Origin of the sequence: Streptomyces sp. NBC_01294 (genome assembly GCF_035917235.1) — a bacterium.
In the GTDB taxonomy this organism is placed as follows: Bacteria; Actinomycetota; Actinomycetes; order Streptomycetales; family Streptomycetaceae; genus Streptomyces; species Streptomyces caledonius.
Window position 1 is genome coordinate 3,389,806 of record NZ_CP108423.1, and the last position, 20,154, is coordinate 3,409,959.

A 20,154-nucleotide genomic window follows, 5' to 3' on the forward strand; every position below is an offset into this window, starting at 1 on the left:
CGGTGGTGGTAAAGGGATCGGCGTCGCCCGGTCGAGGGAACCCCTGTGTACAGGGGTGGACGCGGGGCAGACGAGGGTGCGGAGGCCCCCGCGAGCACGTGCATCCGTTCACGAACCACACGGCCGGTTCACAGGAAGGTCACGGACAGACCACAGCGTCCACATGACGTGACGCTTCTGTGACCTGCGCCACTCTGAATCGATGCTTCCGAAAGAGGGCTTGGCCATCTGTCCGGAGGGATGGTAGGTCGTGGATCAATTCGGACTTATTAGAGAAACCCCATGATCACAGCCTTGTGAGGGCCTGTCCGTTTCGCCCGTTACGGCGTCAATAAGAAGCCAGACGCGCCCGGTTAGCGCCGTTCGCGCGCAACTGTGGCGCACCCCACGTTTCTTGAAGGGACCCCGGACGCCCTGATAGCGGTTGTCCTCATGTCCCACACCGCTCACATACCCAGCCACCGGAAGCCCCGCCGCAGCGCCTCGAAGCTCGCGGTCCGCGCCGGAGTTGCCGGTGGCGTCCTCAGCACCCTGGCCATGGCCGGCACCGCGAGCGCGTCCCCAGCCGAGCCTGTGGCCGAGACGACGCTCGAAATGCCGGTCCTCAACCTGGATCTGGCCTCCGAGGTCTCCTCCGCCGTCACCACGGCCGCCGAGAACACCCGTCTGGCCGCCGTCGAAGGCGAACTGACCGCCCAGGAGGAGAGCGCCCGCACCGGCGCCGCCGCCGAGGCGAAGCAGGCCAAGGACGAGGCCCAGAAGAAGGCCGACGCCGAGAAGAAGGCGAAGGCCGAGGCGGACCGCAAGGCCGAGGCCGAGCGCGCCAACCGCACTTCCGAGCGCACCACCCTGGCCACCAAGTCCTCCGGCGAGGGCTCCGGCAGCAGCCAGGGCTCCGGCACCGTGACCGCCCCGGCCACCGGTTCCGCCGCCGCCATCGTCAACTTCGCCCGCGCGCAGGTCGGCAAGGCGTACGTCATGGGCGGCACCGGCCCGTCCTCCTTCGACTGCTCCGGCCTCGTCCAGGCCGCCTACCGCCAGGCCGGCATCTCGCTGCCGCGCATGTCCCAGGCGCAGTCCTCGGCCGGGAAGTCGGTGTCCCTGAGCGCCCTGCAGCCCGGCGACATCCTGTACTGGGGCTCCAAGGGCAGCGCGTACCACGTCGCCATCTACGTCGGCGGCGGCAAGTTCGTCGGCGCGCAGAACCCCAGCACGGGCATCGTCGAGCGCAGCCTGAGCTACGACAAGCCGACGGGCGCCGTCCGCGTCCTCTGAGGCGTCCGCGTTCTCTGAGGCGTCCGCGTTCTCTGAGGCGTCTGAGCGTCATGAAGGGCCGGTACTCCCCCGCTCGGGGGAGGAGTACCGGCCCTTCGGCCCGTCTCAGGCGAGGCTCGCCGCCAGCTTGAAGCGGGCCTCGCGCTGCTTCTTGTAGAGCGCGAGGGTCTCGGCGTGCTCGTCGACGAGCCGCTCCTGGTAGGCCTTCTCCACCGCGGCCCAGATGCCGACCAGGTTCACCTGTCGCTTGCACGCGACATCGGCCTTGGCCGCCGTGACGGCTTTCGGGCCCGCCTTGTCCTCGTCCAGGCCCAGCTTGTCGACGACGTCGTACGGCGTTCGGATCCCGCCGTATCCCGACTTGTCCATGCATGCCGACCACTTCTTCAGCACGTCGACGACCCGGGAGTCCTGCTTCGAGCGGTCGTGCGCCTCCGAGGCCAGGCCGAACACGAAGAGCAGGTCCACGCTGTCCCGGGTCGGGGCGTACAGCTTGCGGTACCCCTCCCGCGCGCACCCGCCGGCCGGCACCTTCTGGCCGGCCGCCGTCAGCCCGCTGTCCAGCTGCGCGGCCTCCTCCTCGGTGGCCGCGTCGGGCGCCGTGCCGCCCCGGGCGCCCGGCTGCTCGCCGTTCATCACGACGTACGCGCTGTCGCTCAGCTGCGGGGCCGCGGGCTTGGCCGACGTGCCCGAGCCGGCCGACTTGTCGTACCCGTGGGCCGCCGCCCGCACGGGATCGGCCAGACCGAAGAGGTACCGGTGCCGGTCCCCCGCCCCCTCGCCACCGGTGGGCTCGGCAGGCTCGGCGGGCCGCACGGGCTCGTAGGTGAACCCGTACCGGGCCATGCAGCGGGAGACCAGGGTCTGCTGGACCTGCCCCATCCGGATCCGCTCCGCCTCGGTGTCCGTGTACGCGTCCATGGGAAAGGACAGCCCTGCCGTCGCCGGATCGGCCTCGACGGGACCGAGCTCCGGTTCACCGCCACCGGAGCCGCCGGCCCCGGCGCAGCCGGCCAGGAACACGGCCGCCAGCAGAACGGCGGCCGGAGCGGAGGACCGGCGGCGCCGGACGATGTGCATCGCGTGGGAATCCTTCCGCCGAATTACGGGTGGAGGGTGTACTTGGCCGAACTGATCTTGTTCTTGAAGTTGGCCGAGGCATTGCCCCGGTAGCTCGACGGGATCTCTCCGACGTTTCCGCCCAGGTCCTTGTCGGTGCCGACCTTCCAGGCGTAGATGTCCCGGTTCCAGTAGGACTCGGTGGTGTCGTTGATCCATTGCCCGCCGGCGGAGCAGGATCCCTGGTACTTGTCGTCGTTGAAGTTCACGTCGTTGGTGACAAGATCGAAGACGCAACCGGACTGGTTCTGCCAGTAGAAGAGACCGAACTCTTGGTTCTCCAGCGATCCGTCCCTCCCCCAGGCGGCCGCCGGAGCGGCGGTCCCCAGCAGAACGGCCCCCACCGAGACCGCGGCGACACAGCCCGACGCCAGCTTGCGCATTGCGTTGTCCATCACGCGTACCTCACTCTTCTGGTGAAATCGGAGTGTTGGAGCGAATCGGGACGGCGCGTTTCCGCCCGGCGGGGATTCAACAGGGCGCCCACAACCGGGTACAAGACCATTCTCAGCTGACGGACAGTCACTTCTATTGCCTGAAAGGTGACTTGTCCCGGCCGAGTTCGGATACCTACCATCTGGCGGCACGTCTTCCGCGCCTTCACACGGATGCGGGAATTCCACTTCTATGCCGCAAGGGAACCCCCGTCGTGCACGTTCGGCATTTGGCCCCCATGCTCCTCCTGTGCCTTTCCCTGACGGGGTGCGGCGGCGGTGACGGCGAACCCGAGTCGAGTGACAGCCCGCCGCCCACCGCCGAGGAAATCGCGTACCACGACTGCCTGAAGCGGCGGGGCGTCGCGATCGTGCACACGGATTACGGGGCGCCGCGCGTGGACAAGTCGAAGCCCTGGAACGAAGAGGCGCACGCGGCCTGCCGACCGCTGCTGCCGCCGCCCCCGAAGGCCCGGCCGGCCGGTCCCGCGCGGCTCGCCGCCGCGCGGGAGGAGTCCGCGTGCCTGCGGGCCGAGGGCGTCGCCTGGTACCCGGACCCGGACCCGGTCACCGCCGAGGTCGACGGGACCGAGGGCACTCCCGAGCAGTGGTCCGCGCTCAAGCGCGATCACGTCGAGGCGTTGAAGAAGTGCCGGAAGGAGAGATGAGCGGCGAGCCGGAGCACGTCGTGGATCACACCGGGACGGCGCGGGTGGCCGCGGAGACCGGGCCGCCGGCGCAGCGGGCGCCGGCGCAGCGGGCGCTGACCGCGGAGGTCGAACGGCGGGGGCTCGCCCGGGAGGTGGTGATGCGCGGGACCGTCGTCGCCGGCCAGAGCGTCGGCGCCGGCGCCGACGCGAAGGGCGTCTTCGGCGTCGGCAGGAAGGCCGCGCTCGCCGGCACCGACGTCCGGGGCAAGGGGGCGCTGGTCGCCACCGAGCGGTCCACCGGAGCGGGCCGGGGTCACTCGGTCACGCGGTCAGACGAGCGAAGCCGCCAGCTTGAGGCGTGCGTCGCGCTGCATCTTGTACAGGGCGAGGGTCTCGGCATGCTCCTCTGCGAGCACCTTCTGGTACGCCGCCTCGGCGGCCGCCCAGACCCCGACCAGATTGACCTCGCGCTTGCACGCCACGTCCTTGGTCGCGACCGCGACCGCCCTGGCCCCGCCCTGGTCGCTGCCGAGTCCCAGCTTCTCGACCACCTCGTACGGCGATGTGACGCCGCTGTAGCCGGCCTTGGCCATGCAGTCCGACCATTTCTTGAGCACGGCCCCGACCCTGGAGTCCTCCTGGGCCCGGGTGTGCGCCTCCGACGCGAGGCCGAAGGTGAAGAGCAGGTCCACGCTGTCCTTCGAGGGAGCGTAGAGCTTGCGGTATCCCTCCCGCTGGCAGCCACCGGCCGGCACCTGCTGCCCGCCGACGGTGAGACCGCTGTCCGTCTTCTGGGCCTCCTCGTCGCTGGCCGGACCCGGGTCGGCCTTCCCCTTGTCCCCGGGGCGCTGGCCGAACAGGACCGTGGACGCGCTGTCGCTCAGCTGCGGCACCGGCGGCCTGGGCGCACGCGGCCGCCCCGCGTCGGGGGCGTACCCGTACGCCGCCGCATACGCCGGATCGACGACGCCGTAGAGGTTCTGGTGCCGGTCCTCCTTCGAGGCGCCGCCTGTGGCGGGGCCCGCCGGCTGCTCGTACGAGAACCCGTAGCGGGACATGCACTGGGCGGTCAGCCGGCGCTGCGCGTCACCCATCCGCTCGCGCTCGGCGTCCGAGTCCGTGTAGGCGTCCATCGGAAGCGAGATCGAGGCCGTGGCGGGGTTCACGGCAACGGGGCCGAGGGCGGGTTCGCCGCCGCCCCCGCCCTTCGCGTCGCCGGATCCCCCGCACCCGGCCAGCAGGGCTGCTGCCAGCAGGGCGGCTGCCGCGGTGGGCCTGCGGCGGTGGGCGGGAAACATCTGGAGGTTCCTCCGGTGCGGGGGTGGCGTTCCTACTGGCCTACGGACCTACTGAACGTAGAAGTCCGAGGAGCTGATCTTGTTCCTGAAATTGGAGGACGCGTCACCGATGTGACCGATCGGAATGGAACCCTTGATTCCCTTCCAGTTCACATCCGTGTAGACGTTCCACCCGAAGGCGTCACGGTTCCAATAGGACTCCGTGTTGTCGTTGGTGTTCTGACCCCGGCCACCGCAGCCGGCCGGGCCCGCGAAGTAGTTGTCGGTGAAATTGGGGTCGTCGTTGTTGATGTCGAAGACGCAGCCGCTGCGGCCGGCCTCCCAGTACATCCCGAACTCGAACTGTTCCAGGTAACCGTCACGCGGAGACGCCGAGGCCGGAGCGGCCATCGCCAGGATCACAGCGCCGGCGAGTGCGGCGGGCACGGCCGTGATGCCGAGCTTCCGGAGGCTCTTGTTCATGCCACATTCCTTACTGATGGGTAATCGCGATTCGCGCCAACCGCCTGATGCACACCGGGATTTAACGGCACGTCAGGACATCACACAAGTCACTTCTCACGATATGAACAGTCAAAACAGCTACAGGGGGCGGAACTTGTCGAGCCGGGATTCTCTACCTATGATCACGAACCGCGTTCGCACCCATGCCCATCTCGCGGACGCCCTCATTCCAGATTCCCACCCTGAGGGAAGCCCCCATATGCGCAAGCACGCCACCGCTCTTTTCCTCGCCGCGTCTCTCGCACTCACAGCCTGTTCGGGCGGCGGCGAGCCCTCGGCGAGCGACAGCCCCCCGCCCACCGCGCAGGAGATCGCCTACTACGACTGCCTCAAGGGGCAGGGGATCAAGATCGTCTACACGGACAGCGGGACGCCCCGCGTGGACAAGACCCAGGGCTTGGAGAAGATGCCCGAGGCCCAGAAGGCCTGCGAAGACAAGCTTCCGCCGGCGTCCAAGCCCGAGCCCGCCTCGCCGGAGGCGCTGGCCGCCGCACAGAAGGAGGCCGCCTGCCTGCGCGCCGCGGGCGTCACCTGGTACCCGGAGCCGGACCCGGTGACCGCCCAGGCCGGCGACCTCACTCCCCAGCAGCAGGACGACCTCAGGACGAGGCACATCGACGCCGTGGCGAAGTGCAGGGGCAAGGGTGCGTCCGACGGCGTGCTCGGCGGATGAGTGAGCTGAGCGACGTCGTGGAGGACGTGATCGAGGACGGGCGGGGCGGCACGGCTGCCGCAGGGAAGGACGCGCCGGACTCCGGCGCGCTCGCCCGGGGGCGGCGCGTGGTGCTGGGCATCGTCGCCGGGGCCGCGCTCATGGCCGTCGGCGGGCTGCTGGCCACCACGCTGGTGAAATCCCCCGCGCAGGCCGCCGCCGAGACCGGGCCGCCCGCGCAGGGGGCGCTCACCGCCGAGGTCGAGCGGCGCGTACTGGCCGAGACGGTCGTCATGCGCGGGACCGTCGTCGCCGACCAGAGCGTCGAGGTGGCCCCGCAGCCCCGCTCCGTCGACGGCGCGGGCACGCCCGTCGTGACCAAGCTGCCGCTCAAGACCGGGGACACGGTCGCGGCCGGGCAGCTGCTGGCGGAGGTCTCCGGGCGGCCCGTGTTCACCCTCAAGGGGACCCTGCCCGTGTACCGCGACCTGAAGCCGGGCGCCACCGGCGACGACGTGGCGCAGCTCCAGCATGCGTTGCGCGAACTCGGACACGGCACCGGCAGCGACCGCAAGGGCTTCTTCGGCCCGGGCAGCAAGGCCGCCCTTGCCGCCCGCTACCGGGCCATCGGGTACGACCCGCTGCCCGCCGTGGCCGACGGCGGGGAAGGAATCAAGGCCGCACAGGAGGCCGTACGGTCGGCCGAGTGGGCCCTTGAGGATGCCGAGGGCTCCCGCGGAGGCAAGGCGACGACCTCCGGCGCCACCGCTCAGCCCGGTACCGCGACCGGGGGTACCGAGGGCAAGCCGGGCAGCGGCACGGCCGCCGGCGCCACGGGTACCGCGGGCACCACAGGCACCACAGGCACCACAGGCACCACGGGCACCGCGGACGGAGGGAAGACCTCCGGCACCGACGGAGGCTCCGGCCGGACCGTCTCGCGCGCCCGGCAGGCACTCACCGACGCCCGGGCCAAGCTGGCCGCCGCAGAGGCCGCCGACGGGCCGATGCTCCCCGCCGCCGAGACCGTGTTCCTCGGCTCCTTCCCCGCCCGGGTCAGCAGCATCGGCGCCCGCATCGGCTCCGCCGCGTCCGGGCCGATCCTCACGCTGTCCGCCGGTGAACTCGTCGTCGAGGCCTACCTCAAGGACGACAAGAAGCAGCTGCTGCACGCCGGCATGCCGGTGGTGGTCTCCTCCGAGGTCGCCGGCACCGACGTCCGGGGCAAGGTGGCACTGGTCGCCACCGAGCGGTCCACCGGCCAGCCGACCGGGCAACAGCCCGACCAGAACGGCCAGGGCGGTTCCCAGGGGAGTTCCCAGGGCGGCTCCCAGGGCAAGAGCGCCGGCGCCGATCTCGGCTACCGGATGGTGGTCCGCGCCGACCAGCCGCTGCCCGCCGGTTTCGCCGGCCAGGACGTCCGGCTGACCATCGAGTCCGCCGCCACCGACGGCGAGGCCCTCGTGGTTCCCGTCACCGCCGTCTCCGCGAGCGCGGAGGGCCGGACGGTCGTCACCGCCGTGGCCGCCGACGGCACCCAGCGGCGCATCGAGGTCCGGACCGGCACGAGCGGCGACGGCTACGTGGCCGTCGCCCCCGTCCAGGCCGACTCCCTCGCCGCCGGTACCAGGGTCGTCATCGGCGCCGCCCCGAAGGGGAACACCAAGTGAGGTTCCCCCGCCCGCGCCGCCCCGTACCGGGCGGGACCCCGGAGCCCGCCGCTCCGGACACCCCCGTCATCGAGTTCCGCGAGGTCGCGCTCACCTATCCCGGACCGCCGCCCGTCGAGGCACTCAAGCCCTGCGAACTGACCGTACGGCGCGGCGAGTTCGTCACCATCGTCGGCCCCTCCGGCTCGGGGAAGTCCACCTTCCTCAACGTCGCGGGGCTCCTCGACTCCCCCACCGGCGGCCGCTACCTCCTCGACGGAATCGACACCGGGCAGCTGCCCGACCACGCCCGCACCGCCCTGCGCGGCCGCCGCATCGGGTTCGTGTTCCAGTCCTTCCACCTGCTGCCCCACCGCAGTGCCCTGGAGAACGTCGCCCTCGCCATGCTCTACACCTCGGTCCCCCGCGCCGAGCGCCTCGCGCGGGCCCGCGAGGCCCTCGAACAGGTCCGCCTCGGCCACCGGGCGACGGCTGTGCCCGGCCGTCTCTCCGGCGGCGAGCGCCAGCGCGTGGCCATCGCCCGCGCTCTCGTCGGGCGGCCCTCGCTGCTGCTGTGCGACGAGCCGACCGGCAATCTGGACTCCGCCAACGCCGCCTCCGTACTGACTCTGCTGGACGAACTGCACGCGGCGGGGATGACCGTGATGGTGATCACTCACGACAGCGAGGTGGCCGCGCGCGGCCGCCGGACCGTCACCGTCCACGACGGACGGCTGCGCGAGCAGGTGACCGCGTGACGGTCGAACCGACCCGGCTGGCCGTCCGGGACGCCCTGTCCGAGGCCGTCGCGGGCATGCTGCGCCGCCCCGGCCGGGCCGTGCTCACCGCGCTCGGGACCGTGCTCGGCGTCGGCAGTTTCGTGGCCGTGCTCGGTCTGACCGCCACCATCTCTTCCCAGATCGACGGCCGGTTCAACGTCCTCACCGCCACCGAGGTGACCGTCGAGGACGTCGCCGTCCAGCAGAACGAGTTCGCCGGACCCGGCTTCCCCGCCGACGCCGAACAGCGGCTGCGCGCGGTCGCGGGCATCCGAGACGCCGGGGTCCTGTGGACCGTACGGCTGGACTCGACGACCACGATCGGCGCCCTGCCCTCCGGCGGCGGCAACACCACCACCGGCACCACCGTCGTCGCCGCCTCTCCCGGGGCCGTCGCCGCCCTCGTGCCCACCCTCCAGGAGGGCCGCCTCTACGACGAGTTCGCCGAGCAGAGCCGACAGCGCGTCGTGCTCATCGGCAGCGGGGTCGCCGAACGCCTCGGCATCACCACCCTGGCCACCCGCCCCGCCCTCTACATCGGCCAGGAGCCCTTCACCGTGGCGGGCATCATCGCCGACGTGGAGCGCAAGCCGGAGAACCTGCTGTCCGTCCTCGTGCCCCGGGCCACCGCCCAGGAGCTGTGGGGGCCACCCGCACCCGGCGGCGCGACCATGCTGATCGCCACCGAGCTCGGCGCCGCCCGCCAGGTCGCCGACCTCGCCCCGCTCGCGCTGCGCCCCGACCACCCCGAGTACCTCAAGGCCGTGCCGCCGCCCGACCCCCGGATGCTGCGCTCCGGCGTCACCTCCGACCTGAGCGCGCTGTTCCTGCTGCTCGCCGGGATCTGCCTGGTCATCGGCGCCGTCGGGATCGCCAACACCACCCTGGTCGCCGTACTGGAGCGGACCGGCGAGATCGGGCTGCGCCGGGCGCTCGGTGCGCGGGGCCGGCACATCTCGGCGCAGTTCCTCACCGAGTCCGCGGCCCTGGGGGCGCTCGGCGGCCTGGTCGGCACGTCGCTGGGCGAGCTGACCGTGGTCGGCGTCTGTCTCGCCCGGGACTGGACGCCGGTGATCCATCCGGTCACCGTGGCCGCGGCGCCGCTCGTCGGCCTGGTCACAGGGCTGCTGGCCGGGCTGCATCCCGCCTGGCGGGCGGCCCGTGTCGAACCGGCCGAGGCCCTGCGAAGATAGCGGCGGCGCGCCTGAACGTCAGAGCCGACCCGCGCTCGGAGGTGGTGGTCCCGTGAACCCGAAGCCGTACGCGTACGACGGCGCCGCAGACCCCACCGCCGTCCCGGCCGCGCTCGGCCTCGGCCTGCTCGCCGTCGGCGGCTGGCTGCTGACGACCGTCCGCCCCTGGCAGAAGCCGGAGAGCCCGCTCGTGCTGGGGCTCGGCTGGACCGCCTCGGGGGCGCTGCTGCTGTGCGGACTGGTGCTGCTGGCCCGGTGCGTGCGTACGGTGCACGGCCGGCCGGACCGGGACGGGGACGGGGGCGCGGACCGGGACGGGGACGCCGGTACGGAGGCCGGTACGGAGGCCGGTACGGAGGCCGGTACGCACCGCGACGCGGGCACGGGCGGCGCGGGCACGAACAGCACGGGCGCGGGCGCAGCCGGCTGAGCAAGCGCCGAGCGGGCGGCGCCCGTGAGGGCGCCGCCGGCGCGCGGTCAGGCCTTCGGGGCCACCTTCGACAGGCCGTTGATGATGCGGTCCATCGCGTCGCCGCCCGTCGGGTCGGTCAGGTTGGCCAGCATCTTCAGGGTGAACCTCATCAGCACCGGGTGGGTCAGGCCGCGCTGCGCGGCGATCTTCATGACCTTCGGGTTGCCGATCAGCTTCACGAACGCGCGGCCCAGCGTGTAGTAGCCCCCGTAGGTCTCCTTGAGCACCTTCGGGTAGTTGTGCAGCGCCAGCTCGCGCTGCGCCGGGGTGGCCCGGGCGTGCGCCTGCACGATGACGTCGGCCGCGACCCGGCCCGACTCCATGGCGTACGCGATGCCCTCGCCGTTGAACGGGTTGACGAGCCCGCCCGCGTCACCGACGAGCAGCAGGCCCTTGGTGTAGTGCGGCTGCCGGTTGAAGGCCATCGGCAGGGCCGCGCCGCGGATCGGCTGCGTCATGTTGTCGGGGGTGTAGCCCCAGTCCTCCGGCATGGACGCGCACCAGGCCTTGAGGACCTCGCGCCAGTCCAGCTCCTTGAAGGCGGAGGAGGAGTTGAGGATGCCGAGGCCGACGTTGGACGTGCCGTCGCCCATGCCGAAGATCCAGCCGTAGCCGGGCAGCAGCCGGTCCTGCGCGCCGCGCCGGTCCCACAGCTCCAGCCAGGACTCCAGGTAGTCGTCGTCGTGCCGCGGCGAGGTGAAGTACGTCCGCACGGCGACGCCCATCGGGCGGTCCTCGCGCCGGTGCAGGCCCATCGCCAGCGACAGCCGGGAGGAGTTGCCGTCGGCCGCGACGACCAGCGGGGCGTGGAAGGTGACCGGGGTCTTCTCCTCGCCCAGCTTCGCCTGCACGCCCGTGATGTGGCCGGTGCGCGCGTCGCGTACGGGCTCGCCGACGGTGCAGCGCTCGTACAGCCGGGCGCCGGCCTTCTGCGCCTGGCGGGCCAGGGTCTCGTCGAAGTCGTCGCGCTTGCGGACCAGTCCGTAGTCCGGGAAGGAGGCGAGTTCCGGCCAGTCCAGCTGGAGCCGCTGCCCGCCGCCGATGATCCGCAGACCCTTGTTCCGCAGCCAGCCGGCCTCTTCGGAGATGTCGATGCCCATGGCCACCAGCTGCTTGGTGGCGCGCGGGGTCAGTCCGTCGCCGCAGACCTTCTCGCGCGGGAACGCCGTCTTCTCCAGCAGCAGGACGTCCAATCCGGCCTTGGCGAGGTAGTAGGCGGTGGTCGAGCCGGCGGGCCCGGCCCCGACGACGATCACGTCCGCGGAGTGTTCGGAGAGGAGCTCGGTCACTGCGGGGTCTCCCGAAGGCTCGATAAAGGGTGCCCAACGGCACCGGACATGTGCAGTCTATGCAGCGAGAGAGATCGCGAACCGAAGGGCTGCCTCCTGTGACCACCTCGCCGACCCGGCCGCTCCCCGCCGTACAGCTCCGCGTGCCCACTGACGAGGACGCGCACGCCTGGCACGCGGTCTTCGCCGATCCCGACGTCATGGAGTTCCTCGGTGGTCCCGCGGAGCTGTCCGCGTACGAGGAGATCACCGCGCGGCAGCGCATGCACGACGCGCAGCTCGGCTACTGCCTGTGGACCCTGCTGGACGCGGAGGGCGCGGTGATCGGCTTCACCGGGGCCCAGCCGTGGCCGCGGGAGAAGGAGTGGGGGCCGGTCGGGGAGATCGAGATCGGCTGGCGGCTGGGGCGTTCCGCGTGGGGGCGGGGCTACGCGTATGCCGCTGCGCTGGCCACGCTGGAACGGGTGCGGGGGGCGGGGGTTCCGCATGTGGTGGCGATGATCGACGATGCCAACGCCCGTTCGATCGCGGTGGCGGAGCGGCTGGGCATGACGCTTGCCGAGCGGTTCCCGCTGCCCGGTGGCACCCGCCACGCCCGCCGCTACGAGCTGGCGCTCGCGCGGGGCTGAGGAACGGGCGGGTACGGGTTCACGCGCGTGCGGGACTTTCACCCCCTCGAGCCCTCTCCGCGGCCGGTGGTTGCCCACCCGCCCCCTTGGCGGGAGCCGGTCGGGCGGGATCCGGACCGGGGGCGGTGGCTTCGGGGGCCTGATTCCCTCACTCAGCATCAGGGATGGTTTGGGGGTTTCCCGTCAGTCTCATCGTCTCTCCGTGTCGGGCCGGTCCCTCAAGGGCGCTCCTTCGTCGCGTCGCTGCGCGATGGCCTGCGGCCACCCTTGACCGACCGACCCGCCACGGAAATCCGAAGACCGACGGGAACCCCCCAAAGGAACGGGCCGGCCATTGCCTATTCAGGGGCGGGCCGATCAGCGACCCCCGGGCGGAGCCCGGGGCGCCTCAAATCGCTACGCGCTCCGCCCTCATGGCGGCTGCAGTCCGCCTGTGGCCGGACATAAGCCGCCACAGATCGCTACGCGCTCCTCGACGAGGGCGACTGGCAGCCGTCCGGGGCTGATGAGGGCTGTCGAAGGGGGGTGGAGGGGCGAATGCTCGGCTCAGCCGAGGTGTACCCCGGTCAGCGCGGGGGTGGCATCACAAATGGACGTCCAGACCAGGGCAATTGGGGCAATTTGCCGCCCCTCTCAACCCTCCACGCCGCCAGACCCGGGTACACATCGGAATAGCCGTCGTCCGGCGCTTTTCCTCCCCCAAGCGGCTGGCAGACGCCCCGATTGCTCACGCCCAAGGGCCGTGGGCGGCCTATGTCCAGCCCCAGACGGTCGGCGGACGCCGAGACGTGAGGAGCGCGTAGCGATTTGGCGCGCGACCCCCGACCTGCCCGGGGGTCGCTGATCGGGCCGTCTTGGCTCAGCAATCGCCGGCCCGTTCCTTTGGGGGGTTCCCGTCGGTCTTCGGATTTCCGTGGCGGGACGGTCGGTCAAGGGTGGCCGCAGGCCATCGCGCAGCGACGCGACGAAGGAGCGCCCTTGAGGGACCGGCCCGACACGGAGAGACGATGAGACTGACGGGAACCCCCCAAACCATCCCTGATGCTGGGTGAGGGAATCAGGCCCCCGAAGCCCCCGCCGCACGACCTGATGCCGGACGCCGAGATCCCGCCACCCGGAGCACGACCCGCGGGGAGGGGGCGGGTGGGCAGCCACCGGCCGTGGAGAGGGGCCCGAGGGGGTGGAAGTCCCGCACGCGCGTGAACCCGTACCCCCCTAGAACACCGACAAGCCCGTCAGGGTCGTGAAGCGGTCCAGGGCGGCTACGCCCGCGACCGAGTTGCCGCGGGCGTCGAGGCCCGGGCTCCACACCGCCAGCACGCACTGGCCCGGGACGACCGCGACAATCCCGCCGCCGACCCCGCTCTTGCCCGGCAGACCGACGCGGTAGGCGAACTCGCCCGCCGCGTCGTACGTCCCGCACGTCAGCATCACCGCGTTGATCTGCTTCGCCTCGCTGCGCGTCAGGAGCCGCGAGCCGTCCGCGCGGAGCCCGTGCCGGGCCAGGAAGCGCCCGGCGCGGGCCAGGTCGGCGCAGGTCATCTCGATGGAGCACTGCCAGAAATAGTGCTCCAGCAGCGCGGGCACCGGGTTGTCGATGTTCCCGTACGAGGCCATGAAGTGGGCGACGGCCGCGTTGCGGTCGCCGTGCTCCTGCTCGGAGGCCGCGACCTCGGCGTCGAACCCTATGTCCGGGTTCTGGCTCTCCTGCCGCAGGAACTCCAGCAGTTCGCTGCTCGCGTCGCCGGTGAGGGTCTGGAGCCGGTCGGTGACCACGAGGGCGCCCGCATTGATGAACGGATTGCGTGGAATGCCGTTTTCGTACTCCAGCTGTACGAGCGAGTTGAACGGGTTGCCGGACGGTTCCCGGCCGACCCGCTCCCACAGGCTGTCGCCGCCCTCGGCCAGGGCCAGGGCGAGCGCGAAGACCTTGGTGATGGACTGGGCGGAGAACGGCACCTGCCAGTCCCCCACCCCGGAGACGTTGCCGTCGAGGTCGGCGATGGCCATCCCGAACTGCCGCGGGTCGACCGCGGCGAGTGCCGGGATGTACTCGGCGGGCGTGCCGCTGCCCACCAGCGGGGCGATGTCGGCCGCGATCTGCTTCAGCAGGGGCCCGTAGTCCGTGGGCGCAGCGTCGGGCACGGCGGTCAGTCCTTGGTGCCCCGGTGCAGCGCGACGATGCCGCCGCTGAGGTTGCGCCAGGCGACCTTGCCCCACCCGGCCTTCTGCAGCAGGGCGGCGAGCGCCGGCTGGTCGGGCCATTCGCGGATGGATTCGGCGAGGTACACGTACGCGTCGGGGTTGGACGACACGGCGCGGGCCACGGGCGGCAGGGCGCGCATCAGGTACTCGGTGTAGACCGTGCGGAACGGCGCCCAGGTGGGCTGCGAGAACTCGCAGATGACGACCTGGCCGCCGGGCTTGGTCACCCGGTACAGCTCACGCAGGGCCGCTTCGGTGTCCTGGACGTTGCGCAGGCCGAAGGAGATCGTCACGGTGTCGAAGACGTCGTCCTTGAACGGCAGCTTCGTCGCGTCGCCCGCGGTCAGCGGCAGCCAGGAGTGCTTCTTCTTGCCCTCCCGCAGCATGCCGAGGGAGAAGTCGCAGGGGACGACGTACGCGCCGGCGGCGGCGAAGGGCAGCGAGGAGGTCGCGGTCCCTGCGGCCAGGTCGAGGACCTTCTGCCCGGGGCGCGCGCCGACCGCCTTGGCGACCTCCTTGCGCCACACCCTGTCCTGGCCGAGGGAGAGGACGTCGTTGGTGAGGTCGTAGTTCGCCGCGACCCTGTCGAACATGGAGGCGACTTCGTGCGGCTGCTTGTCCAGGGAAGCCCTTGTCACTGGCGTTCGCCCCTCGGTGTGCGATGCGGATCGGCGGGTACGGCCCCATCCTCTCAGGCCGCGCCGCCCCCGACTGCGGGGGCTCCACCGGCACCCCGCCCCGTAGCGGGCCGGCGCCTCCCCGTATAACTGGTCCGAAGGACAGTTACGCCGCCGCCCCGCGTCCGCGTTGACTGCCAGGGTGCGGCCCGGTGAGGGTCACCCACCGGATCAGGAGCCCCACCGCGGGCGGGTCCGGCAGTGGCCGCCACGAACAGGAAGCTTCACGATGCCGGCAGGCCATACAACCGGTCGCTCCCGCCGCAGCGGCCCGCGCGCCAGGCGCCGGGCCGAGCGGCGCAGACGGCTTCGGCGCACCCTCCTCATGGGCACGGCGGCGCTGGTCGCGGTCTCGGCGACCGCGTACGCGCTGCTGCCCGAGGACGAGACCACCACGGCCGCCAAGGGCCGGACCGCCGCCCAGCCCGACGCACCGGACGGTGAGGGCACCGACGCCGCGGGGAACCCGCTCCCGCAGGGCGGCGCGAAGTCCCCCGAGGCCGCGCAGTCCCCCGCCGCCCCCTCGCAGCAGCCCGCGGGCTCGCCCTCGCCGTCCACCGGCGCCCCCGTGACGCCCGGCAAGCCCGGCACCTTCACCGCGTCGACCGCCTCCGGCGGCGCGCAGGGCAAGGGCACGACCCGGCGCTGGCGGCTGGAGGTCGAGGCGGGCAGCGGGGTGGACCCGGAAGCGGCCGCCCGCTCCGTCGAGGCGATCCTCGGGGACCCGCGCGGCTGGACCAAGGACCCGCAGTACGGCTTCCAGCTCGTGGGAGCGGGCCAGCCGGTGGACTTCACCGTCAAGATCGCGACGCCCAAGACCACCGACTTCCTGTGCGACGTGGTCACCCCTGAGCTGATCGGCGAGACCAACTGCCGGGTCGGACACACCGTGGTGGTGAACCTGAAGCGCTGGAAGGAGGGTTCGCCCCAGTTCAGCGGCTCCGTGGAGGAGTACCGGGCGCTGATCGTCAACCACGAGGTCGGGCACGAACTCGGCCGCGGCCACGAGAGCTGCCCGGGCCCCGGAAAGCCCGCACCCGCGATGATGCAGCAGATCAAGGGCCTGGGCGGTTGCAAGTCCAATGCCTGGCCGTTCGACGCGAATGGAACCTACCTGTCCGGTCCACACGTCCTCTAGGGCGGAGGGCGGCCACCGATGGGGCCGACCGGGGGCCATCGAGGAGTGGGAACCGTGCGCGTCGTCAGCTTCAGCGTCCCCACGTGGTTCCCCTCGTACGAGGAACCGGGCGGGCCGCCGACGCCGCACGAGGGCCTGCCGGTCGAAGCACTGCTGACCGAGCAGGAGTCGGCGGTGTTCCTGTGCCTGGCCACCGGAGCATCCAACCGGGAACTCGCCGTCGAGCTGCAACTGTCCGTCAGCACGGTCAAGTTCCACGTGGTCAACATTCGGGCCAAGCTGGGCGGGATCAGCCGCCTGCAGGCCTGTCTGCTGGCCGCCCTCGCCCGGGAGGACACCCGCCGCGGCGACGCGGACGGCGGGCTCAGCGACGGCGGTGCAGCAGTCGCCCGCCGATGACCGTGGCCACGCAGGTGGTCGCGCCCCGGGCCGGCAACTCGGCCTCGTCCGCCACCGCGAAGACCGCGAAGCGGGCCGGAACGCCCGCCTCCAGGACCCCGTGGAAGGCCTCCTCGGCCGCGTCCCGCCCCGCGAAGGGGTCCAGGCTGGGCGGCCCTTCGTATGCCGCCGGCGGCAGGATCGTCAGCCCCGAGCGGGACACCGCCGTGCGCACCGCCGGGATCGTGAAGCGGCCGCACACCGCCACCACCCCGCGGGCGAGCAGCCGCTGCGTGCCCCGCCGGGCGCTGTTGCCCCACCGCGACTCGGTCATCCTCAGGGCGTCCAGCGCGTCCGCGCCGGTGATCGGGTCGCCGCCGAGTTCGGTGACCTCGTACGGGTCGTCCGGGTAGTACGTCCGCTCCAGCAGCTCGTCCGCCCCGCGCACCAGCAGCCCGGGGGTGAGCACCCCGGGCCAGCGGCGGGTCCGGGCGTGCGGATGGGACGCGGCGAGATCCTCGTACGGCCCCACGCGGGCGATCCGGTCACCCTCGACGAGGACGGCGCCGCCCGGCACGGGTGCGAACCCCGGCCCGGGGAGGAGGAGTTCGGCGGAGTGAAGCGTCAGCATCGTGTCGGACGCGTCAGTTCGTGGAGATGAGCTTCAGCTCGGGGTGCGCCGTGCCGCCTTCGATGGCGGTCGAGGAGATGTGCGAGACGACGCGGTCGTCGGCCGGGTCGTTCGCCGGGTCGTCGTGCACCAGCAGGTGCTCGTACGTCGTCGCGCGCTGCGCCGGGGTGCGGCCCGCCTTGCGGATCAGGTCGATGATCTCCTGGCGGTTGGAGCGGTGCTTGGCGCCCGCCGAGGAGACGACGTTCTCCTCCAGCATGATCGAGCCGAGGTCGTCCGCGCCGTAGTGCAGCGAGAGCTGGCCCGCCTCCTTGCCGACGGTCAGCCAGGAGCCCTGGATGTGGGCGACGTTGTCGAGGAACAGGCGTGCGATCGCGATCATGCGCAGGTACTCGAAGATCGTCGCCTGCGTGCGGCCCTTGAGGCGGTTGTTCTCGGGCTGGTAGGTGTACGGGATGAAGGCGCGGAAGCCGCCCGTGCGGTCCTGGGTGTCCCGGATCATCGCGATGTGCTCGATGCGCTCGGCGTTGGTCTCGCCGGTGCCCATCAGCATGGTGGAGGTGGACTCCACGCCCAGCTTGTGGGCGATCTCCATGATCTCCAGCCAGCGCTCGCCGGACTCCTTGAGCGGGGCGATCGCCGTGCGCGGCCGCTCCGGCAGCAGTTCGGCGCCGGCGCCCGCGAAGGAGTCGAGACCCGCCGCGTGGATGCGCTGGATGGCCTCCTCCGCGGAGACCCCCGAGATGCGGGCCATGTGCTCGACCTCGGACGCGCCGAGGGAGTGGATGACCAGCTGCGGGAAGTCCTTCTTGATGGCGGAGAAGTGGTGCTCGTAGTACTCGACGCCGTAGTCCGGGTGGTGCCCGCCCTGGAACATGATCTGCGTGCCGCCGAGCTCGACGGTCTCCGCGCAGCGGCGCAGGATGTCGTCGAGGTCGCGGGACCAGCCCTTCTTCGCGTCCTTGGGGGCCGCGTAGAAGGCGCAGAACTTGCACGCCGTGACGCACACGTTGGTGTAGTTGATGTTCCGCTCGATGATGTACGTCGCGATGTGCTCGGTACCGGCGTAGCGGCGGCGGCGCACCGCGTCGGCCGCCTGGCCGAGCGCGTGCAGCGGCGCGTGGCGGTAGAGGTCGAGTGCCTCTTCCCTGGTGATCCGGCCCCCCGCGGCGGCGCGGTCGAGGACAGACTGGAGAACGGCCTGGTCGGTCACCGGTGAGTCACCTTTCGGCGGTGTGTCTGTGTCAAGGTCCGGACCGATCCAGCCTACGCCAGGGCCGGGCGACGGATTTCAGGGGCTGCGGGTGAGGTCGCCTTCGGGGTTTCCGGCCGGGCCGTCGCCCGACCTGTAGTGGAGGGTCCCGTCGGCGTTGAGGGCGAAGCGCTCGTCGGCGGAGCCGTTGGAGCAGACCCCGGGTGCCGGGTTGGGGCCGCCCGAGGTGTCCAGGACCACCGAGCGGTCGGTGGCGGAGGAGAGCTTCCAGTCGCCGCTGCAGTCGGTGCCGAGGATCGCCAGGACCGACTTGTCGCGGGCGACGACCTCGCCGACCTTGCCGGCCTTGATGGTGATCTCGAACTCCGTGGACAGGCCGAGGCGGGCGGTGGTGACCGTGCCCTTCCAGGTGCCGACGAGTTCCTTGGGGACGTCGTCCCGGGTCCCCTTGGGCGCGGCGCTGCCACTGCCGGAGGGGGCAGGGGTCGCGGCCGGGTCCCCTGTCCGGTCCGGCGCCGGGGAGGCCGGGCCCGAGGCGGAGGTGCGGGGGCCGCCGTCCGCGAGGTCGCGCTCCTTCTCGCCCTGGCCGGGCAGCAGCCCCATCCCGTACAGCCCGCCGGACAGCACGGCGAGCACGGCCGCCGCGGCGAGGACGAGCGTGCAGCTGAAACGGCGGCCCGCCGCGGCGACGGTGACCTGCCGCCCCGGCGCCTCGGAGCCGGTCCGCTGCCCGGGCAGTTCGCCGCCGGCGGTGTGGGCCGGCGAGCCGTAGGGGCCACCGCCGCCCGCCGTCTCGGTCGGGGCCCCGAACATCCCGGCGCCCGTGCCGGGGAAGCCGTACGGGCCCGCCGGAGCGGGTGCGGGGCCGAGGCCCTGGCCTCCGTAGGACGGGTCGGGCGACCCGAAGCCGGCGCCGGCGCCGGCCTGGCCTCCGTGGGAGGCGGCGGTGAACGGCACCGGGCCCGAAGGCTGCTCCTGGACCGCGCCGCCCCCGGAGGTGTCGGCGTCGAGGTCCAGCAGCGCCACCGCGGCCCGGCTGGCCTCCTCGACCAGGGGCCCGGGAAGCCAGCCGGGGGTGCCCAGCGCCCCGCCGAGGGCCGCCGCGACCGCCTCGGGGGCCGGCCGGTCGGCGGCCGTCTTGGCCAGGCAGGCCTCGATCAGATCGCGCAGCGCACCCGCCGGGAGCGCGCCGAGCTCGGGCGGCTCGTGGACCACCTTGTAGAGGAGGGTGGCCGAGTTGTCCCCGGTGAAGGGCGGCCTCCCGGTCGCCGCGAAGGCCAGCACCGCGCCGAGCGAGAACACGTCGGCCGCCCCGGTGATGCCCTTGCCGAGGATCTGCTCGGGCGACATGTAGCCGGGCGAGCCGACGGAGACCCCGGTGGAGGTGAGCGAGGCGGTGCCGTCCGTGGCCCGCGCGATCCCGAAGTCGATCAGCCGCGGCCCGTCGAGCGTGAGCATCACGTTCGACGGCTTCACGTCCCGGTGGACGAGGCCCAGCCCGTGCACGGCCACCAGGGCGCGGGCCAGCCCCGCGCCGATGGCCCGTACGGAGGTCTCGGGGAGCGGCCCGTGCGCGGCCAGCGCCCGGTCCAGGGAGGGGCCGGCCACGTACCCGGTGGCCACCCACGGCACCGGGGCCTCGGGATCCGCGTCCAGCACCGGCGCGGTCCACTCGCCGCCCACCCGGCGGGCCGCCTCGACCTCGCGGCGGAAGCGGGCCCGGAACTCCTCGTCGGAGGCGAAATGCGGGTGCACGATCTTGACGGCGACGGTCCGGCCGCCCGCACTGCGCCCCAGGTAGACCCGGCCCATCCCACCCGCGCCGAGCCGGCCGAGCAGCCGGTACGCACCGATGGTCCGCGGCTCACCGGCTTCGAGCGGCTGCATCGCGTCCCCCAATTCCCCGTGGTGCCGGGCGCCTTGTGCCACCCGGCCGACAGCAGCCTAGGGCGTGCCGGCCGGGAGGGCG

Annotated in this window: 21 protein-coding genes; 10 read left to right on the top strand and 11 right to left on the bottom strand. The window is 72.3% G+C overall.

Annotation, left to right across the window (positions count from 1 at the left end):
• The first annotated feature begins 432 nt into the window (after nucleotides 1–432).
• Nucleotides 433–1,275 (top strand): C40 family peptidase, encoded by an 843-nt coding sequence (locus tag OG534_RS15135; RefSeq protein ID WP_326588585.1) that lies wholly within the window; start codon nucleotides 433–435, stop codon nucleotides 1,273–1,275.
• A 105-nt stretch (nucleotides 1,276–1,380) separates the two neighbouring features.
• Here the strand turns inward: OG534_RS15135 and OG534_RS15140 are convergent, their stop codons facing one another.
• Both OG534_RS15140 and OG534_RS15145 read right to left on the bottom strand, forming a co-directional pair.
• Nucleotides 1,381–2,355 (bottom strand): hypothetical protein, encoded by a 975-nt coding sequence (locus OG534_RS15140; protein ID WP_326588586.1) that lies wholly within the window; start codon nucleotides 2,353–2,355, stop codon nucleotides 1,381–1,383.
• A gap of 23 nt (nucleotides 2,356–2,378) precedes the next feature.
• Nucleotides 2,379–2,789, bottom strand: a complete 411-nt coding sequence (locus OG534_RS15145) for a hypothetical protein (protein ID WP_326588587.1) — start codon at nucleotides 2,787–2,789, stop codon at nucleotides 2,379–2,381.
• A 269-nt stretch (nucleotides 2,790–3,058) separates the two neighbouring features.
• On the opposite strand from OG534_RS15145, the gene OG534_RS15150 reads away from it, so the two are divergent.
• A complete protein-coding gene (locus OG534_RS15150; protein WP_326588588.1) occupies nucleotides 3,059–3,496 on the top strand; it encodes a hypothetical protein in 438 nt (145 codons plus the stop codon).
• Between the two features lie 25 nt (nucleotides 3,497–3,521).
• Here the strand turns inward: OG534_RS15150 and OG534_RS15155 are convergent, their stop codons facing one another.
• Genes OG534_RS15155 through OG534_RS15165 form a run of 3 tightly spaced genes read right to left on the bottom strand, consistent with a single transcriptional unit; the run spans nucleotide 3,522 to nucleotide 5,238 of the window.
• The gene (locus OG534_RS15155; RefSeq protein WP_326588589.1) at nucleotides 3,522–3,764 is read right to left on the bottom strand and encodes a hypothetical protein; all 243 of its coding nucleotides are present in this window, start codon (nucleotides 3,762–3,764) and stop codon (nucleotides 3,522–3,524) included.
• Nucleotides 3,765–3,807: 43 nt separating this feature from the next.
• Complete coding sequence (locus OG534_RS15160) at nucleotides 3,808–4,776, bottom strand: hypothetical protein (protein WP_326588590.1); 969 nt, start codon at nucleotides 4,774–4,776, stop codon at nucleotides 3,808–3,810.
• 48 nt (nucleotides 4,777–4,824) lie between these two features.
• On the bottom strand, nucleotides 4,825–5,238 hold the full coding sequence (locus OG534_RS15165) for a peptidase inhibitor family I36 protein (RefSeq protein WP_326588591.1): 414 nt from the start codon (nucleotides 5,236–5,238) through the stop codon (nucleotides 4,825–4,827).
• Nucleotides 5,239–5,479: 241 nt separating this feature from the next.
• On the opposite strand from OG534_RS15165, the gene OG534_RS15170 reads away from it, so the two are divergent.
• The 5 genes from OG534_RS15170 to OG534_RS15190 are packed head-to-tail and all read left to right on the top strand — an operon-like array spanning nucleotide 5,480 to nucleotide 9,983.
• The gene (locus OG534_RS15170) at nucleotides 5,480–5,953 is read left to right on the top strand and encodes a hypothetical protein (RefSeq protein ID WP_326588592.1); all 474 of its coding nucleotides are present in this window, start codon (nucleotides 5,480–5,482) and stop codon (nucleotides 5,951–5,953) included.
• Entirely contained in the window at nucleotides 5,950–7,602 is a 1,653-nt protein-coding gene (locus OG534_RS15175) for a peptidoglycan-binding protein (protein ID WP_326588593.1), read from the top strand. The genes OG534_RS15170 and OG534_RS15175 overlap by 4 nt, the downstream gene beginning before the upstream one ends.
• Complete coding sequence (locus OG534_RS15180) at nucleotides 7,599–8,339, top strand: ABC transporter ATP-binding protein (RefSeq protein ID WP_442807088.1); 741 nt, start codon at nucleotides 7,599–7,601, stop codon at nucleotides 8,337–8,339. The genes OG534_RS15175 and OG534_RS15180 overlap by 4 nt, the downstream gene beginning before the upstream one ends.
• Nucleotides 8,336–9,553 (top strand): ABC transporter permease, encoded by a 1,218-nt coding sequence (locus OG534_RS15185; protein ID WP_398563463.1) that lies wholly within the window; start codon nucleotides 8,336–8,338, stop codon nucleotides 9,551–9,553. Before OG534_RS15180 ends, OG534_RS15185 begins: the two co-directional genes overlap by 4 nt.
• A 52-nt stretch (nucleotides 9,554–9,605) precedes the next feature.
• Nucleotides 9,606–9,983 (top strand): hypothetical protein, encoded by a 378-nt coding sequence (locus OG534_RS15190; protein ID WP_326588594.1) that lies wholly within the window; start codon nucleotides 9,606–9,608, stop codon nucleotides 9,981–9,983.
• A 47-nt stretch (nucleotides 9,984–10,030) separates the two neighbouring features.
• Here the strand turns inward: OG534_RS15190 and OG534_RS15195 are convergent, their stop codons facing one another.
• Nucleotides 10,031–11,314 (bottom strand): geranylgeranyl reductase family protein, encoded by a 1,284-nt coding sequence (locus tag OG534_RS15195; protein WP_326588595.1) that lies wholly within the window; start codon nucleotides 11,312–11,314, stop codon nucleotides 10,031–10,033.
• Between the two features lie 98 nt (nucleotides 11,315–11,412).
• Between OG534_RS15195 and OG534_RS15200 the strand changes: the two genes are divergently transcribed.
• Entirely contained in the window at nucleotides 11,413–11,943 is a 531-nt protein-coding gene (locus OG534_RS15200; RefSeq protein WP_326588596.1) for a GNAT family N-acetyltransferase, read from the top strand.
• A gap of 1,215 nt (nucleotides 11,944–13,158) precedes the next feature.
• Here the strand turns inward: OG534_RS15200 and OG534_RS15205 are convergent.
• Together OG534_RS15205 and OG534_RS15210 are read right to left on the bottom strand one after the other, a co-directional pair.
• Nucleotides 13,159–14,055, bottom strand: a complete 897-nt coding sequence (locus OG534_RS15205; protein ID WP_442807229.1) for a glutaminase — start codon at nucleotides 14,053–14,055, stop codon at nucleotides 13,159–13,161.
• Nucleotides 14,056–14,093: 38 nt separating this feature from the next.
• Complete coding sequence (locus OG534_RS15210; protein WP_326588598.1) at nucleotides 14,094–14,786, bottom strand: demethylmenaquinone methyltransferase; 693 nt, start codon at nucleotides 14,784–14,786, stop codon at nucleotides 14,094–14,096.
• Between the two features lie 364 nt (nucleotides 14,787–15,150).
• Here OG534_RS15210 and OG534_RS15215 point away from each other — a divergent pair, with 364 nt between their 5' ends.
• Nucleotides 15,151–15,963: a DUF3152 domain-containing protein gene (locus OG534_RS15215; protein WP_326588599.1), complete on the top strand. Its 813-nt coding sequence runs from the start codon at nucleotides 15,151–15,153 to the stop codon at nucleotides 15,961–15,963.
• Between the two features lie 54 nt (nucleotides 15,964–16,017).
• Nucleotides 16,018–16,362, top strand: coding sequence for a response regulator transcription factor (locus OG534_RS15220; protein WP_326588600.1), 345 nt, complete (start codon nucleotides 16,018–16,020; stop codon nucleotides 16,360–16,362).
• Here the strand turns inward: OG534_RS15220 and OG534_RS15225 are convergent.
• From OG534_RS15225 to OG534_RS15235, 3 genes are all read right to left on the bottom strand, one after another.
• On the bottom strand, nucleotides 16,328–16,972 hold the full coding sequence (locus tag OG534_RS15225; protein ID WP_326588601.1) for an imidazolonepropionase-like domain-containing protein: 645 nt from the start codon (nucleotides 16,970–16,972) through the stop codon (nucleotides 16,328–16,330). The two genes, OG534_RS15220 and OG534_RS15225, sit on opposite strands and share 35 nt — an antisense overlap.
• Nucleotides 16,973–16,985: 13 nt before the next feature.
• Entirely contained in the window at nucleotides 16,986–18,185 is a 1,200-nt protein-coding gene (mqnC, locus tag OG534_RS15230; protein WP_326588602.1) for a cyclic dehypoxanthinyl futalosine synthase, read from the bottom strand.
• Nucleotides 18,186–18,263: 78 nt separating this feature from the next.
• Nucleotides 18,264–20,072 carry a serine/threonine-protein kinase gene (locus tag OG534_RS15235; protein WP_326588603.1) on the bottom strand — a complete coding sequence of 603 codons (1,809 nt, stop codon included), beginning with the start codon at nucleotides 20,070–20,072 and terminating at the stop codon, nucleotides 18,264–18,266.
• Nucleotides 20,073–20,154: the final 82 nt, after the last annotated feature.